Source organism: Actinomyces graevenitzii C83 (assembly GCF_000239695.1).
In the GTDB taxonomy this organism is placed as follows: Bacteria; Actinomycetota; Actinomycetes; order Actinomycetales; family Actinomycetaceae; genus Actinomyces; species Actinomyces graevenitzii.
Genome location: NZ_JH470338.1, coordinates 1,102,247 through 1,115,835, shown reverse-complemented (window position 1 = coordinate 1,115,835; position 13,589 = coordinate 1,102,247). Strand labels below are relative to the sequence as shown.

Annotated in this window: 14 protein-coding genes; 10 read left to right on the top strand and 4 right to left on the bottom strand. The window is 52.6% G+C overall.

What is annotated here, in order from left to right:
- Positions 1–177: 177 nt before the first annotated feature.
- From HMPREF0045_RS04820 to HMPREF0045_RS04800, 5 genes are all read left to right on the top strand, one after another.
- Complete coding sequence (locus HMPREF0045_RS04820) at positions 178–864, top strand: hypothetical protein (RefSeq protein ID WP_155813099.1); 687 nt, start codon at positions 178–180, stop codon at positions 862–864.
- A gap of 477 nt (positions 865–1,341) precedes the next feature.
- Positions 1,342–2,748 (top strand): ApeA N-terminal domain 1-containing protein, encoded by a 1,407-nt coding sequence (locus HMPREF0045_RS10455; protein ID WP_005986054.1) that lies wholly within the window; start codon positions 1,342–1,344, stop codon positions 2,746–2,748.
- A gap of 371 nt (positions 2,749–3,119) precedes the next feature.
- A complete protein-coding gene (locus tag HMPREF0045_RS04810; RefSeq protein WP_005986053.1) occupies positions 3,120–3,482 on the top strand; it encodes a GntR family transcriptional regulator in 363 nt (120 codons plus the stop codon).
- A gap of 17 nt (positions 3,483–3,499) precedes the next feature.
- Positions 3,500–4,366: an ABC transporter ATP-binding protein gene (locus HMPREF0045_RS04805; RefSeq protein WP_005986051.1), complete on the top strand. Its 867-nt coding sequence runs from the start codon at positions 3,500–3,502 to the stop codon at positions 4,364–4,366.
- Complete coding sequence (locus tag HMPREF0045_RS04800; protein ID WP_005986049.1) at positions 4,366–5,178, top strand: hypothetical protein; 813 nt, start codon at positions 4,366–4,368, stop codon at positions 5,176–5,178. The genes HMPREF0045_RS04805 and HMPREF0045_RS04800 overlap by 1 nt, the downstream gene beginning before the upstream one ends.
- Positions 5,179–5,293: 115 nt before the next feature.
- Here HMPREF0045_RS04800 and HMPREF0045_RS04795 read toward each other — a convergent pair whose 3' ends face one another.
- From HMPREF0045_RS04795 to HMPREF0045_RS04785, 3 genes are all read right to left on the bottom strand, one after another.
- Entirely contained in the window at positions 5,294–5,806 is a 513-nt protein-coding gene (locus tag HMPREF0045_RS04795) for a hypothetical protein (protein WP_005986047.1), read from the bottom strand.
- Between the two features lie 84 nt (positions 5,807–5,890).
- The gene (locus tag HMPREF0045_RS04790; RefSeq protein ID WP_005986044.1) at positions 5,891–6,394 is read right to left on the bottom strand and encodes a hypothetical protein; all 504 of its coding nucleotides are present in this window, start codon (positions 6,392–6,394) and stop codon (positions 5,891–5,893) included.
- Between the two features lie 154 nt (positions 6,395–6,548).
- Positions 6,549–6,866, bottom strand: a complete 318-nt coding sequence (locus HMPREF0045_RS04785) for a heavy metal-binding domain-containing protein (protein ID WP_005986042.1) — start codon at positions 6,864–6,866, stop codon at positions 6,549–6,551.
- Between the two features lie 166 nt (positions 6,867–7,032).
- Here HMPREF0045_RS04785 and HMPREF0045_RS04780 point away from each other — a divergent pair, with 166 nt between their 5' ends.
- The gene (locus tag HMPREF0045_RS04780; protein WP_081466786.1) at positions 7,033–8,202 is read left to right on the top strand and encodes an XRE family transcriptional regulator; all 1,170 of its coding nucleotides are present in this window, start codon (positions 7,033–7,035) and stop codon (positions 8,200–8,202) included.
- Between the two features lie 120 nt (positions 8,203–8,322).
- The gene (locus HMPREF0045_RS04775) at positions 8,323–9,417 is read left to right on the top strand and encodes an ankyrin repeat domain-containing protein (RefSeq protein WP_005986038.1); all 1,095 of its coding nucleotides are present in this window, start codon (positions 8,323–8,325) and stop codon (positions 9,415–9,417) included.
- Between the two features lie 76 nt (positions 9,418–9,493).
- Here HMPREF0045_RS04775 and HMPREF0045_RS04770 read toward each other — a convergent pair whose 3' ends face one another.
- Positions 9,494–9,706, bottom strand: coding sequence for a TOBE domain-containing protein (locus HMPREF0045_RS04770; protein WP_005986036.1), 213 nt, complete (start codon positions 9,704–9,706; stop codon positions 9,494–9,496).
- A gap of 311 nt (positions 9,707–10,017) precedes the next feature.
- Here HMPREF0045_RS04770 and HMPREF0045_RS10070 point away from each other — a divergent pair, with 311 nt between their 5' ends.
- The 3 genes from HMPREF0045_RS10070 (at position 10,018) to HMPREF0045_RS04755 (ending at position 13,573) form a co-directional block, all read left to right on the top strand.
- A complete protein-coding gene (locus HMPREF0045_RS10070; RefSeq protein ID WP_005986034.1) occupies positions 10,018–11,286 on the top strand; it encodes a glycosyltransferase in 1,269 nt (422 codons plus the stop codon).
- Positions 11,287–11,382: 96 nt separating this feature from the next.
- Complete coding sequence (locus tag HMPREF0045_RS04760) at positions 11,383–12,360, top strand: hypothetical protein (protein ID WP_005986032.1); 978 nt, start codon at positions 11,383–11,385, stop codon at positions 12,358–12,360.
- A 205-nt stretch (positions 12,361–12,565) separates the two neighbouring features.
- Entirely contained in the window at positions 12,566–13,573 is a 1,008-nt protein-coding gene (locus HMPREF0045_RS04755) for a DUF2391 family protein (protein WP_005986030.1), read from the top strand.
- Positions 13,574–13,589: the final 16 nt, after the last annotated feature.

Here is a 13,589-nt window from a genome sequence, read left to right as displayed (position 1 = left end):
TGAGTAATATTGTTGAGTTAGATTGCCTACCGCGACGAGGTTTTCCTTAAGTATGCCTTGCCAAATTTGCGCGCTAAATGGCGTACTTGCCTAAGGGGTAGGGTGTAGGATTAAATATACGGTTACAACGGCTGTCGGTAACCACATTTATGATGGTGATAGGGGTGCTTGCGTCAAATGTCTTGTCGTAAAGAAAATGAGTGGACAAGGAAAAGCACAGATGGATTAGCGATTTCCGAGTCACTATTAAAGTCTGCTCATAGTGGGCATCCGCTCGATCTTCAATCTAGCCAGGGCGAGCAGATGTCGAGCGATACACGCCCAGGTGCTAAGAAAAACGCTATGATCACTAGGGTACTTGAGGATAGTGACTACTTAGATGCTCTAGAACCTCCTTATGACGATAATGTCGTTCAGCTAATTGAAAATATTTCTGCTTTTATTCAAAAGATTCGTTTTTGCGGAAAGACTACTCTGTCAGATACTGAGGCACTTGCAGTTTTAAAGCAAGAAGCTCCAAAACTTTATAAACTCTATGCGAAGGTTCTTGGGCCTGATGTTGTAAATGAGGCTGAAGTAAATCGCGTACCTCGTGAGCTAGCAAGTGGGTTTCTGGATAGGGTTAAATGGGAACTCGTGGAAGAAGCTACGATGAGGTTTGAGCGGGGAAATATCTGGCTTAGCTTTATTGCCCTTATCGTTTTTCTGCTGCTTTCTGTTTATGATGCATACGTTAAGGTATTCTGGTTGGCTGGTCTTAATGGCATTATTGTTGTGATCTTGCTTGTACGACTGTTTAAGTTCTTCAATTCTTTTAAGAAGCATAAGGAGTTATTTGCCAGAAAATTAGGAGGAAGCTACTAAAGCAGCAAGCCATGGAGGGCTGGGCTGAGGTACTGGGCTTGAGCGCGGCATAATTTAGGTCATGCGTAGTGTTGAGCTTTTTGCTGTTCGTGCGCATTTTAGATACTTGTCAACAGTGTCGGTCTGATTAGTGTGTTTTTAGTGGCGTGAGGGTTGTTATAACCATCCCTAGAATCTGGCGCAGATAAACGGCTCGAATGTACTTATATGTGGGTGGCGCTAAATGGTGTGCTTGCCTAAGGAATAGAGCTGTAGAAATTTTTGCTTACAGGATAGTTAACTCACCGAGGTAACTTCTAGGTGTAAACTGTGTGTGAAGATTAGATTGACCTTCACATGGCGGTAAGGTCTTTCAAATAGCTGCATAGTTACAATTACTTAAACGGGTGTGACATGTATGTTCATTTTGGTGGATATACGTTAATTTTGTGCAAGTAATTGATAACTCTGAGATAAGAAATCACTAAGGAGTTCGTCATGTCCTATGAACCATTATTGCTAAGCGAGGAACAGGAATGGTTTGGTGAATGGTGGTTGCCAGACAACCCTGAAGATAAGCTTGCTGGCACACTTAAGTATGATGGTGGGGGCAACTTAGTGCTTGAGTTGTATTATTCTTTTGGTTCTACTAGTGCAGGCCCAAAGGAGACTAGGATTGAATTTAGGCCTGAGCATTGGCCTATTATTTATGGTGAAGTATGTAATCATGAAATTACTCTTATCGAAACTTTTTCGAAGGGATTGTCGGAACCCAAGCCTCCGATGCGGAGAGTAATGGCAAATTTTGCGATTGTTGGAGCGCATATTAATGGTTGCTATGATGAGGTTTTTAATGTGGCTGAATTTTCGTTTGAAGGTTTGCGGCAGTGGGGTGGGGTAGCTGCTTTTGGAACGACTCTTGCGGGAGGAGAATATAAGTGTGCTGGGGAGGTGAGAAACGATGATGGTGTTTGTTATAATCTTTTATGTACATCTTTTAATTTTACTGACAGTTCTTCTTCTGTTAAAGCTAGTGAATCTGAGCTGGAAGTGTTTTTGCGAGTTACTTCAAAAAAGTTGTTTACACTGGATGATGTGCTTATACAAGTGGATATGCTTCACAGTCTCGTTGCTTTTGCGACGACTAGTTGTGCGGGAGTTACTTGGCTTCGACTAGGAATTTCAGAAGTTGGAACATCTTCAAGTGAAGAGTCTAAGCAAGCCTACCTACTTTACCATCCTGTTGCTTTTGGTTGTCGTAATGCTGGAAAAATTAATGCAAGCCGTATGTTGTTTACCTGCGACTCATTTTCTTTTGAAACTGCTGTGCGTAATTGGCTAGATATTTATACTGAGAATCAGGGCGTAATTAGCATAATTTTAAGTATGATCTATGATCCAGATAGGTATGTTGAAGATAAAGTTTTGCTTGCAGCTGTTGCGGGCGAGGCGCTTCATAAAACTCTTCGCCAGACTGAAGATTTCAATTGTCTGGAAGAGTCTATAGAATATCGGGAATGGCAAAATAAAAAGAAATATATTGTGAAAATTCTAAAGGAGGGTGGTGTTGAAGATTGTGAACAGTGGTTACTTAAGCGGCCTCGGTCTAAAAAGGTTATAAAAAGGGTTACATTTGTAGAGAGACTTTCAAATCTTGCGAAGAGATTAGATTCAGAAGTGTGTTCAGAGCTTGTGGAGGATGTTGAGTCCTGGGCTAGTAAGCTAAAGACTATGCGTAACAGTTTTGTGCATGATGCGAAATTTTCTGAACAAATATCTACATCAGATGCTATAGCTAACGTGACAATTATGGTGGTGATTTTTAATCTGTTAAAGGAGTTGGGGGTTCCCGCTGAACAGCAATTAAAGGTTATCGGGCAACATCCCGAGGTGAAGAAAGCTTAAAGCTTCTAGACTTGCCAGAAAATATTTAAAAAAGTCGCAACCTGATTCAGACAAATCGGCTGCAGATGCAAAATCTTAATCTCTGGCTTGATGTCCATCTCGTGGTGCTGCTGCTGCGCAGGTGGGGTTGTCGAGGGTGAAGCTCTAAACGCTGTAGAAGGCTTGGTCTGTTGGCGCGGTTGTTAGATGGGTAGGGTCTGGGGCTACTTGGGGATTGTGCTGTCGGCTGCTTGCTGAAGTGGGTGCTAGGTGCGGGCTTGAAGCTGCCGCCAGCAGGCCAAACCCAGTAACTGTATTAAGGGGTTGACACAGTTGGGTGGTAGTCTTACTGTATTAGTGTATTAATACAGTAAGACAGGAGGGACGCATCGATGCGCATCGATGACACCCGCCCCATCTGGATCCAATTGGCCGAGATCTTCCGCGCCCGCATCACTGACGGCACCTGGAAACCCGGCCAAAAGATTCCTTCAGTCCGCGACCTCGCCATCGAGGCCTCCACCAACCCCAACACCGTTCAGCGTGCCCTCGCCGCCCTCGACGAGGAAGGCCTCACCGTCCCCAAACGGACCGCCGGCCGCTTTGTCGCCACTAACGACGTCGCCCTGCACGCCCTACGTAAAGCCAACGCACAAGCCGCAGCAGACGCCTACATCAGCGCCTGCCGCGCACTTGGCGTGGAACGGGAACAGGCCCACAGCCTCATAGATGAGCGTTGGGACGCGGACACTTAAGTCCAGGAGAGACAAAAATGACCGCAAAACCTCCCTCCACCGCGCCAGGGGTCAGCTCGCCTCAAGCGGGGCCCAACCCGGCGTCGACGGTGGGTGCCCAAGCCGCAAGTGCGGGCCGCAAACCCACAAGCGGTAGCGCTGCACCCGCAAGCCCCAGCACCGCAGCAGCAAGCCCCGGCCACACACCCGCAAACGCTTTAGTCCATGTGGAAAACCTGACCAAGCGCTACCGCACCACCACCGCCCTGCGTGATTTCAGCCTGGATCTGCCCGCCGGACACATTGTGGGTTTAATGGGCCCAAACGGCTGCGGCAAAACCACGCTGCTAAAAATCCTGGCCGGCGTCCTAGCTGACTACAGCGGCGTCGTCGCCATTGACGGCCACGCCCCCGGGGTAGCAACCAAAAAGATCGTCTCCTACCTGCCCGACGCGGACTTCCTCAACCCCACCTGGGACGCCAAGCAGGCCATCAGCGTCTACAGCCGTTTCTTTGCGGACTTTGACGCCGAAAAAGCCGCCTCTATGGTGGATTTCTTCGAGCTGCCCACTAACCGCCCGCTTAGCGAAATGAGCAAGGGCATGGGGGAGAAGCTGCAGATCAGCCTGGTTATGTCGCGCCGCGCCCGCGTGTTTTTGCTAGATGAACCCATCAGCGGCGTCGATCCGGCCACGCGCGACGTGATCCTGGAAGGTATCCTACGCGAGTTTGACCCCCAGTCGCTGCTGATCGTCTCCACCCACCTGATCTCAGACATTGAACATTTCGTTGACTACGCCCTGTTCGTGAAGGAAGGCCGCATTCTGCTCCAGGGCGACGCTGATGACCTGCGCGCCGCCCACGCAGACAGCCTCGACGCCATTTTCCGAAAGGAGTACCGCTGATGTACAAGCAACTGCTGACATACGAAATCCGCGCCCAAGTCCGCAGCGACGTGCGCATCCTGGCCGCCCTGGTAGCGGTGGTGGCCGCATCGATCGGCGTGCGGGCCCTGGATATTCCTGGCCTGAGCGCCAGCACTGAGATGCTGGCCTATGCGCTTTGCGTCGCAATGCCCCTGGTGGTGGCGATTATGGGGCTGGTTGACTACTGGAAAACCCTCTACGGCCAGCGCGGCTACTTCACCATGAGCCTGCCTGCCAGTGGCGCACAGATTTTCTGGGCAAAAATTACCCGCATGGCCCTGGCCTGCCTGGCCGCTTTGCCTTTCATGGTGGGTGGGTTGGTGGCCATGGCTGCCACGTCTGCCTGGACGCAGGGGCTTAGCCTGTCGCAGTACACCGCCCCGATTCGCAGCGCGCTAGCGCCTTTCTCTACGTCGGTGCTGCTGGCTTTGGTGGCGGCTCAGCTGTTTTCCTGCTTCTGCTGGGCGGTGCAATGCTGCGCGGCTATGACTATTGGGGCCCAGGGGCGCTTTAACCACATGGGTTTCGCGGCGCCACTTATTGGTTTTGTGGGGGTTTACCTGGTCGATCAGGTGCTCAGCGGGGTGGGCACGTTCTTCCTGCCGCTGTCTATAACCTTCTCTGGTCGCCTGAGCAGCGAAATTATGTGGTCCTCCTACCAAGCCACACTCGACACTGGCGCTGCCCCCACGGTCTTTGGGCTGGGTGCCTACGTGCTAATCCCGCTGTTTGCGCTGGTCATGGCGGTGTGGGCGACTCGCTCAATCGATCGGCACACCTGCCTGCGCTAGGTACTTTTCGGGCAAACGGGGGCGACGGCGTCGGCTACGTCTTTAGACACGACGGCGCCGCCTCCAGCTCGTGGAGACGGCGTCCTAGTGTGCCTGCTTTAGAGACCTAAACTCTCTAGCTCCTATTGCGGCTAATTGTTAGTTTGTCATCCGCGTCTAACTTAGACATGAGGGCTTGGCGCCTGAACCAGGCAACCAAGGCGATAACAACGGCGATACATACATAGACCATGTGGTTGGTTACAGAATCGTTGGCCAGCTGCGGTCCGACTTTTTCTATAAGGCGCAAAACCAAGCTAAACATGATGTACAAGCTGCAACCGACAATAAGCAAGAAGCTAACAATCCTGTATATGCGCTTGGAGGCTTCATACAAAACTGAGTTGAAGGTGAAGTAGACAGCCCAAGCAACCACCATGGCCATAATTGCCCAAGCAATCTTGCCGGCTAGTGAAGAGGTTAGCCAGTCGATGTGGTCACCAACGAAGGCGCCAGCTCCAATAACAATAACTAGGTAGTCAGGAGAGAACAGGATCCAGAGCGCAACTGACGTGTAATACCAGACGATAAAGCGCAGAAGCGCGAAGAATATAGTTACCTCGAAACAAATAAAAAATACCTCAAACACGTTTTTATCCTATCAGCGCAGCTGGACTGACAATAAGCGTTAATAAAAGTTCTTATATTTTGACAAGAGACCACCCTGCAGGGCCTAGGAAGCCGCTTTGTCCTGCAAGGTTAGGTCAAGCTTAGCCATGGTGGACTGGCGCATGAACCAAGTGACTGCGGCGATAACTACGGCGATACCAATGTAAACCATCTGGCTGGTTGAAAGGTTATTGGCTGGCTTGGGGCCGATTCCCTGAACGAAGTCCGTAACCGGCACCAGCATGATGTACAGGCTGCACGCCAAGATCACCAGGGCGCTGACAATCTTGCACAGGCGGGTGGATTTACCATACAAAACCGAGTTGAGGATGAAATAGACAACCCCTACCAGCAGCATCGCGTCAATCGTCCAGGCGTACTGTCCAAGCTTGGCCATGCCCTGCCAAGACAGGTAATCAAGGGTGTAAACCCAGGTGAGGCCCAAGAACAGCAAGTAGTCAGGCGAAAGCAGCAGCCACCACATGATGGCCTTGTAGCTTCCCATCCCAAAATAGACGAGAGCGGCTAGCCCAACTAGTGCCAGGATGATAGGTAATGCAGCCCACATATTTGTATGCTATCAGTTCGGCTAGCCAGGTAGCCTGCTTTTGTCCACAGATCTGCTTTTGCCTATAGAACTGCTTTGCTCGCGTCTACTTTGCCTGCAAAGTTGTGCCCGCCGTGATTGGCGGGGGCTGCTTGGCGGCAGTTACGTAGAGTTTTTATAGGACGACGGCGGTGCCGGTTGCGATTGCGGCCAGCATGCCGTTGTCTGCCCCTGCCGTGAAGTAATCTACGTGCACGCCGACGACGGCGTTCGCGCCCATCGATTGGGCCCGGGTGCACATCTCGTTAACTGCGGTGCGTGAGGCATTGGCGATTTCGTTTTCGTAGCTGCTTGCCCGGCCACCAAACATGTTGGACAGGCCAGCGGCAAAATCCTTAAACATGTTCACGCCCGCAATGGTCTCGCCAGAAACCATCCCGATGTACTGCTTAACCGGCATACCTTCGACGGTTGGGGTGGTAACTACCAGCATGATTCATTCCTTTGCTAGATAGAGTGTCTCGGCGCTTAGGCCGCTGTAGACCTTCAACCCTAGCAGCGTTCGCGGCGTCGTCGGGAAGAAAATCAGGGCCGCGCTAAACTGAGCCAAACAGCCAAAGAAGGAGCGAAGATGAAACAAAACTTCTTCGCTGAAATCGATGTTGAGGCAAATGAGGACAGTGACACGGCCAGCTGAACTTTATGGCGCTCGTTTAGAGGCCCTGTTGCATCTAGAGGGGATCACACAGACCGAGGCGGCAGCGCGCCTAGGAATGTCACAAGGGGCCGTTTCAAAGCTAATTAACGGAGTGAACCCGCTGTCTGCAGAGTTAGTTAATCGCTTAGCTCTAGAGTTTGGCGTGCCTCGCTCATTTTTCGCCCGCCCTACACGTGACTCAGACCGCGCTGCGGTGACCTTCCGTAAGAAGTCAACAACGCGCTCTGTTGAGGAACGTAGGGTTGGTGTGCTCAGCCAATTAGCTAATGATCTGTGGCGTGAAGCCTCGCAAAAATCTGGCTATTACCCATTCACGCCTCCTGATGTGCATGAACTGGATGTTGAAGATGGTGCTGTAATGCTGCGTGAAGTGGCAGGTTTGCGCGCTGATGCCCCTGTACCTTCAGTGACCCGTATGGTTGAACGTATGGGGATAGCTGTTGTGGCTAATTTGGATCCACAACGCTCATATGGAACAGATATGGTTGGAATTTCTCGCCCTTCTGCTAGCGAGGATCGCCCTGTAATTGCCACTTTGGCACCCAAGCGTGGCGACGTGCAGCGCATGACCATTGCACACGAATTAGCGCATCTGCTCTATGACAATGATCTAAAGAACCCTCCAACTTCTCGTTCCCCGCAGGAACGCAGGGCCTTCGAGTTTGCTGGAGCCCTCCTTTTACCGGAGGCGCCTATGCGTGAAAGCGTAAATGAGCGCTCTACTCTGCCAGATTTATTGCGAGTCAAAGCCCGCTTTGGTACCTCGTTAATGGCAATTGTTACGCGTGCTCAGCGACTTCATTTAATCTCTGAAATGCGAGCAAAAAGCCTATATGGGCAGATCAACGCGCGCGGCTGGCGATATCAGGAACCTGTTGAGGTTTCTGTGGAACGACCTACGCTCTTTGCGCAGGCAGCAGCGCGCGCTTGGCCTGGTTTTTCGTCCAGACGAATCGCAGAAGCCACGGGTGTGCCCAGGGCGCTTATTTCTGCCTGGATTGGCCTTCCTGATAACTCTGCTGTTCATGAGGACGGGCAGGTAATTGATCTGGCAGCTCGCAGGTCGAAAAAGCTTGTAGCGTCGACGACGCACAGGGTTGCGTCTACTTAAAAAGGAAGCTTGGTAGGTTCCCAGGTACGTGAGTCGACGGCGTCGAACTGCTAGCGGCGTCGTCGGGAAGAAAAACAGGGCCGCGCTAAACTGAGCCAAGCAGCCAAAGAAGGAGCGAATGTGGGCGCGCAGATGCGGAAAACCCTGCCGGAAGACATTGAGCAGATCATCGCCTCGGGCGATGTTGAGGCGGTGGCGCGGGCTGTCAAAAACTGCCAGGTGGGGGCATATTTGCGCACAGACGCATACAAGCCTCAGCTCATGCATTTTCCTGCCAGCCAGGAAATAACAGAGTTTTTCCTGCAGCGCGGCGAGGATATCAACAGCCTAGACCGCTACCAGTGCACCCCCATTCACTGGCGCGTGCGCGGCGGTCATAGCGAGCAGGTACCGTTCCTGATTTCGCGCGGCGGCAACATTAACGCCCGCGACTATGCAGATCGCACAGCGCTGTTTGCAGCTGTGGCGCACCTGGCCAGCGCCGACATAGAGCAGCTGATCAAATTGGGGGCAGATGTGCACGCCCAGGCGAACTCTGAGCTGTACGGCAACTACACGCTCACCGAATATGCGTTAGCTGGACGGCGTCTATTTGACGCACGCAAGCTGCTAGAAGTGATCCGAGTGCTGCTGGCACACGGGGCGCGCCCTGGCGGGAAGGAACAGGACTCGCTGCGAGGCATGGATAACCAGCGCTGCCGGCTAATCACCCATGGGCACAACGCAGACCCGGCAGTTTTTGAGGCAAACGTGGAGGCGCTAGCCCAGCTGTGCGAAATTTTCGGGGTTGAGCAGGCCGTGCCGCACCAAGCCCTGCAGGCGGGGCAGCGAGTCGAAATTGACTGCTCACTTGAGGTTGAAGACCAGTTCCGGCAGCTGTGGGATTTGCTTGTGCCTAGCTCTGGGCGTGCGCGGTCTTTGCAAGGCGAGGCTGTCCGTATTGCGGGCCGCATTTCCCACGAGATTTACGACAATGGCGGCCTCAACTGGGATCGCGGTTTTACTGCCCTGGCCAAGCGGTTTGGGCGGATTGTCACCTCTCAGGTGGCTTTAGCTGACGACGACGTCGCCCGGCTGGGTCAGGCCCTTGGTGGCCTGAAAACCCGCGCAGTTGCCACTAACTATGCTGAAGCGATGCAAGCCAGTGACGTGCTCACCCAGCTGGCGGTTCGCTGGGTGGAGCTCAACCCAGTTTTAGTGGCTGCAAGCGCCTAGACCAGGTGCTGCGGCGTCGTCGTTAACGAATGCAGGACTGGAACTAGGCGCAAAGCGGCAAAGTAGCCGGCGCGGGTCAGTCTTCGACGCCAACAATCACGTTGGAAGCCTTGATGACTGCTACGGCTTCGGCGCCAACCTTCAGGCCTAGCTCCTCAATGGCGGCGTTGGTGATGGAAGAGGAAATTACCAGGCCAGGGGCGATTTCAATCTTGACGATACCGTTAACGGCACCCTCGGTGACCTCAACAACCTTGCCGGGGAACTGGTTGCGTGCAGACAGCTTCATTTTCTCTGCTCCTTTCGGTAAAAAATACGTTAATTGCACACTATCACCGCTTTAAGCTGGGCTTAAAGTCAATTCTTGGCCGTAGCTAGGGAAGTGGGTAAGGCGGCCGGTGCGGGGTGGGACAAACCATGCCAGGCGGGTGAGGCTGAGTGTGACCGGCGCGGGGTGGGGTAAGCCGCGCAGGGCGGGGCGGACCATGCTTGGCCGGGCAAACCGCGCCAAGCCGGGCAAAAATGTAGCTGTGTTGGACTGGCTCAGCACGGTTTTACAATCCTCGGCGAGTTTTAAGGGTTGTGTGTCACACTTAGCCCATGGAACGGACCGAACCGCTGAAGCTTCTGTTTGTTATCAACAATCTCTACACCCGTGGCAACGGCCTGTCCGCCTCCGCGCGACGTACCATTACCCTGCTGCGCGAACGTGGCCATGACGTGCGGGTACTCAGCTCCGGCACCACCGAGCAAGCCCAGGCATGTAACTTCACCGCCCCGGAATTCCCCCTGCCCGCCAGGCATTTCCCGCTAGCCGACGCCATCATCTCAGCCCAAGGTTACGCCTTCGCTAAACCCAAACGTAAGGTGATTAAGCAGGCTGTGGCCTGGGCCGACGTCGTCCACCTGGAGGAGCCCTTCGGCTTGCAGGCCCGCACCGCCCACGTCGCTAAACGCGTAGGCACGCCAGTGCTGGCCACCTACCACATCCACCCCGAAAACATCACCGCAACCATTCACCTAGACGGTGTCTGGCCACTCAATGCGTTTTTGTTGGCATCTTGGCGACGGCGCATCTACGCTTTGGTGCAGGTGGTGCAGTGCCCCTCAGACTCAGTGCGCCAGCGCCTGCAGCGATGGGGGCTGGGGGACAAGCTAGTGACCATTTCTAACGGGGTGGGCCTGGCGCCGTCGAAACCAGCTGGAGGCGCAGAACCAGTGCCTGGCGCAAAGACTGAACGCCGTGAGTCTGGCAGGCAGCAAGCCGAAGCTAAGCAAACTTCCGGGGAAGCGCAGCCAGAGGGCGAGCAGATTTACCGGCTGCTGGTGGTGGGGCGTTTCTCGCGCGAAAAAGACCAGGCCACCATCCTCAAAGCCATGCGCCACAGCCGCTACGCCTCCCAAATCCAGTTGGTTTTTGCAGGTCGCGGGCCCACAGAAAAATCCTTGCGACGCGCAGCTAGTCGCCTAGTGCACGACGGGGTGCTAAAACACGCCCCCAGCTTTAACTTTTTCGACGCCGCCGGGCTGGACGCTCAAGCTGAGCAAGCCGACCTCTACATTCACGCCGCATTCATCGAGGTGGAAGGTCTGTCCTGCCTGGAAGTGCTGCGCCACGGGGTGGTGCCGGTAATCGCACACTCGCCACTTACGGCCACAAGCCAATTTGCTCTAGATGCCCACAGTCGCTTCAAGGCCCGCGATCCTAAAGCCTTGGCGCGCGCCATCGACTACTGGCTTAGCGATAATGACCGCCGGCAAACCGAGGCGCAAAAATACTTAAATATTGGCGCGCACTACGACATTAACGATTGTGTTAGTAGACTGGAGTTGGTTTACCGCAAACTGGCCTCTGGCAAAGCCAGTTAGCGAAGCATATTAGACAGCCAAAACGCTGTAGGTGCTGAGCACTGTGAAAGAGTGTTGAGCGCCAAGAAAGTGTGGCTATGATGAAGGAGTGTGCCCGTGGGGCAAGTAGAAACAACTCAACGCGAAGAATTAAGGGACTGGCTGGGGCGGTTATCCTATATTCTGCGCAGTAGCGACCATCTGCACCAAAAATTGGGGTATGTCAGAAAACAGTATAAGCAGCCTGACTATTGGCAGCCTTGGAAGTTAGCCCAATTTTTGGCTAACACCATTAAATACTCTGGGTTTGCATTATTGCTGCTTTTTGCTGTGGTTTTAATCCCACTATTTATAGCTGATAGCAAACAGTCTGGCGCCGCTAAATCACTTGTAAATGTTGCTGTTCTAATAATTTTAATCTTGCTTTATTACGGAGTATATAAGCTCACGTATTTTGTGACAGAGCGAGTATTGGTTAAAAAATTAAGCTCTGAAGCTCTAGAGCGACAAGAGCGGATGCGTATTCGCGGTAAAGAACGCTTGGTTCTGCCGATGGCGGTGGGGCACCTGGTGCCGTTCTTGCTGCTCTGGCTGATGATGGCGGGAGCCTCGACTAATGAGCCCACCGTGGCTAACGAAACTCTGATGCTGGCTATCTGGCTTTTTGTAAACCTGCTGGTTGGGGCGGTAGCTAGTGTGGTAACGTTGCTGTTGCACAACCACAAGGTTAGGACACATAACGCGGCTGAAACTGCTGACGCTGAAGCTAGAAACCTCCACAACCAGCGTGTTTATGACAGCGAAAAAGAGCTGGTGGATGAGATTAACACTCTAGTTGGAGAGTTTACGGACACCTACCTGGGTAATTTCCCCGCCGCTTACTTAAGGCCCGGAGTGGTTGACTACATGTGGCAGCTAGTCACCAACTACCGCGCCTCCACGCTCCAAGAGGCAATCAACGTTTATGAAGCTGACGCACGTCAGCAGCAGCTGGCCGATCAGCAGCGCGCGATCCTCGATCGCCAAAACCAGATCCTTGCGCAGCAACAGTATGCAAATACTGTGCTGGTAACAAACATGATCATGAACCACTAAAAAAGGCTATAAAAGCTTTAGGTTAAGGTTCATGTTGCGCGACGTTAGATTCCGACGCCGCCAGTTAAGTCTTGCTTCAGGCCTACGCCTGGAGCTTGAATGCCAGGTTTAGCCGCTGGCAGGGGCTGGTTTGCGCCGCCTCGCCAGTGGTAGATTATGGCGTCAGTCACTGTGAAAGTGTTGATTATAGGAAAGGAATTTGGGCATGGGGGAGTCTGAGCAGCTAACTCAGCGCGAGGAGCTCAAAAACTGGTTGGGGCGCTTGTCCTATATCTTGCATCGTAGCGATGAGCTACACGAGAACCTCAATGGTATTCGCGGGCAATATCGTTACGCCGACTATCGGCAGATCTGGAAGCGACCCCAATTTATTGCCAATACGGCCCGCTGTGTTTCGTGGGTGTTTTTGGTACTCCTTGTGGTACTTTTTATTGCGGTTGCCAAAGGAAGTCTTCTGGCGGCTATGTATATGCTTTTCACAATCGGGCCATGGACTATTGGCTTCTACATTGGCCTGCAAAAACTTTTCCACCATGCATTCAGGAGAATCTTGGTAGCTAAGCATGATGGCTCCACTAAGGGTGTCAAAGACTACTCGCGCTTGAAAGCTTGCGAAGAGGAACACTTTGTTTCGCTGGCAATTGTCTCGCACCTGGTGCCATTCTTGCTGGCCTGGACGCTGTTGGGTTTGTTAATTACCCTTGGGTCCAAAACCCCCACGACGTCCATGTTGATTACGCTACTGTTGTTTTTACTTGGCAACCTGGTTTTAGGTGTGCTGATCAGTGCCATTATGCTCGTGGTGCATAATGCAAAAGTTAAGCGCCACAATGCCAGTGAAGATGCGGCCACTAACTCTCGCGAAGCCCATAATGAGCAGGTTCACGAGCTTGAAAAAGCGGTAGTAGATGAGATTAACTCCCTAGTAGGTGAATATCGGGATAACTACCAAGGTAAATTCCCGGCAGCCTATTTGCTGGCAAATGCTGTGGCCTACATGTGGCAGTTAGTTGATAACTATCGTGCCTCTACCCTGCAAGAAGTGATCAATGTTTATGAAGGCGATATGCACCGTCAACGCATTGAAAGCCAGAACCGAGCCATGCTTAACAACCAGCTACGCATGCTTAACAACCAAGAACGCATTATTGCTGAACAGCGATACACCCGCTGGGCAGTAACCAGTGAAATTGCGCGTAACCGACGCGCTTAGCTAAAAGACAACCGCA

What these genes read in the sequence shown, in the direction of transcription:
- HMPREF0045_RS04820 (WP_155813099.1), top strand. Translation starts at nt 178, where the DNA reads ATGTCTTGTCGTAAAGAAAATGAGTGGACAAGGAAAAGCACAGATGGA.
- HMPREF0045_RS10455 (WP_005986054.1), top strand. Translation starts at nt 1,342, where the DNA reads ATGTCCTATGAACCATTATTGCTAAGCGAGGAACAGGAATGGTTTGGT.
- HMPREF0045_RS04810 (WP_005986053.1), top strand. Translation starts at nt 3,120, where the DNA reads ATGCGCATCGATGACACCCGCCCCATCTGGATCCAATTGGCCGAGATC.
- HMPREF0045_RS04805 (WP_005986051.1), top strand. Translation starts at nt 3,500, where the DNA reads ATGACCGCAAAACCTCCCTCCACCGCGCCAGGGGTCAGCTCGCCTCAA.
- HMPREF0045_RS04800 (WP_005986049.1), top strand. Translation starts at nt 4,366, where the DNA reads ATGTACAAGCAACTGCTGACATACGAAATCCGCGCCCAAGTCCGCAGC.
- HMPREF0045_RS04790 (WP_005986044.1), bottom strand. Translation starts at nt 6,394, where the DNA reads ATGTGGGCTGCATTACCTATCATCCTGGCACTAGTTGGGCTAGCCGCT.
- HMPREF0045_RS04785 (WP_005986042.1), bottom strand. Translation starts at nt 6,866, where the DNA reads ATGCTGGTAGTTACCACCCCAACCGTCGAAGGTATGCCGGTTAAGCAG.
- HMPREF0045_RS04780 (WP_081466786.1), top strand. Translation starts at nt 7,033, where the DNA reads ATGTTGAGGCAAATGAGGACAGTGACACGGCCAGCTGAACTTTATGGC.
- HMPREF0045_RS04770 (WP_005986036.1), bottom strand. Translation starts at nt 9,706, where the DNA reads ATGAAGCTGTCTGCACGCAACCAGTTCCCCGGCAAGGTTGTTGAGGTC.
- HMPREF0045_RS10070 (WP_005986034.1), top strand. Translation starts at nt 10,018, where the DNA reads ATGGAACGGACCGAACCGCTGAAGCTTCTGTTTGTTATCAACAATCTC.
- HMPREF0045_RS04755 (WP_005986030.1), top strand. Translation starts at nt 12,566, where the DNA reads ATGGGGGAGTCTGAGCAGCTAACTCAGCGCGAGGAGCTCAAAAACTGG.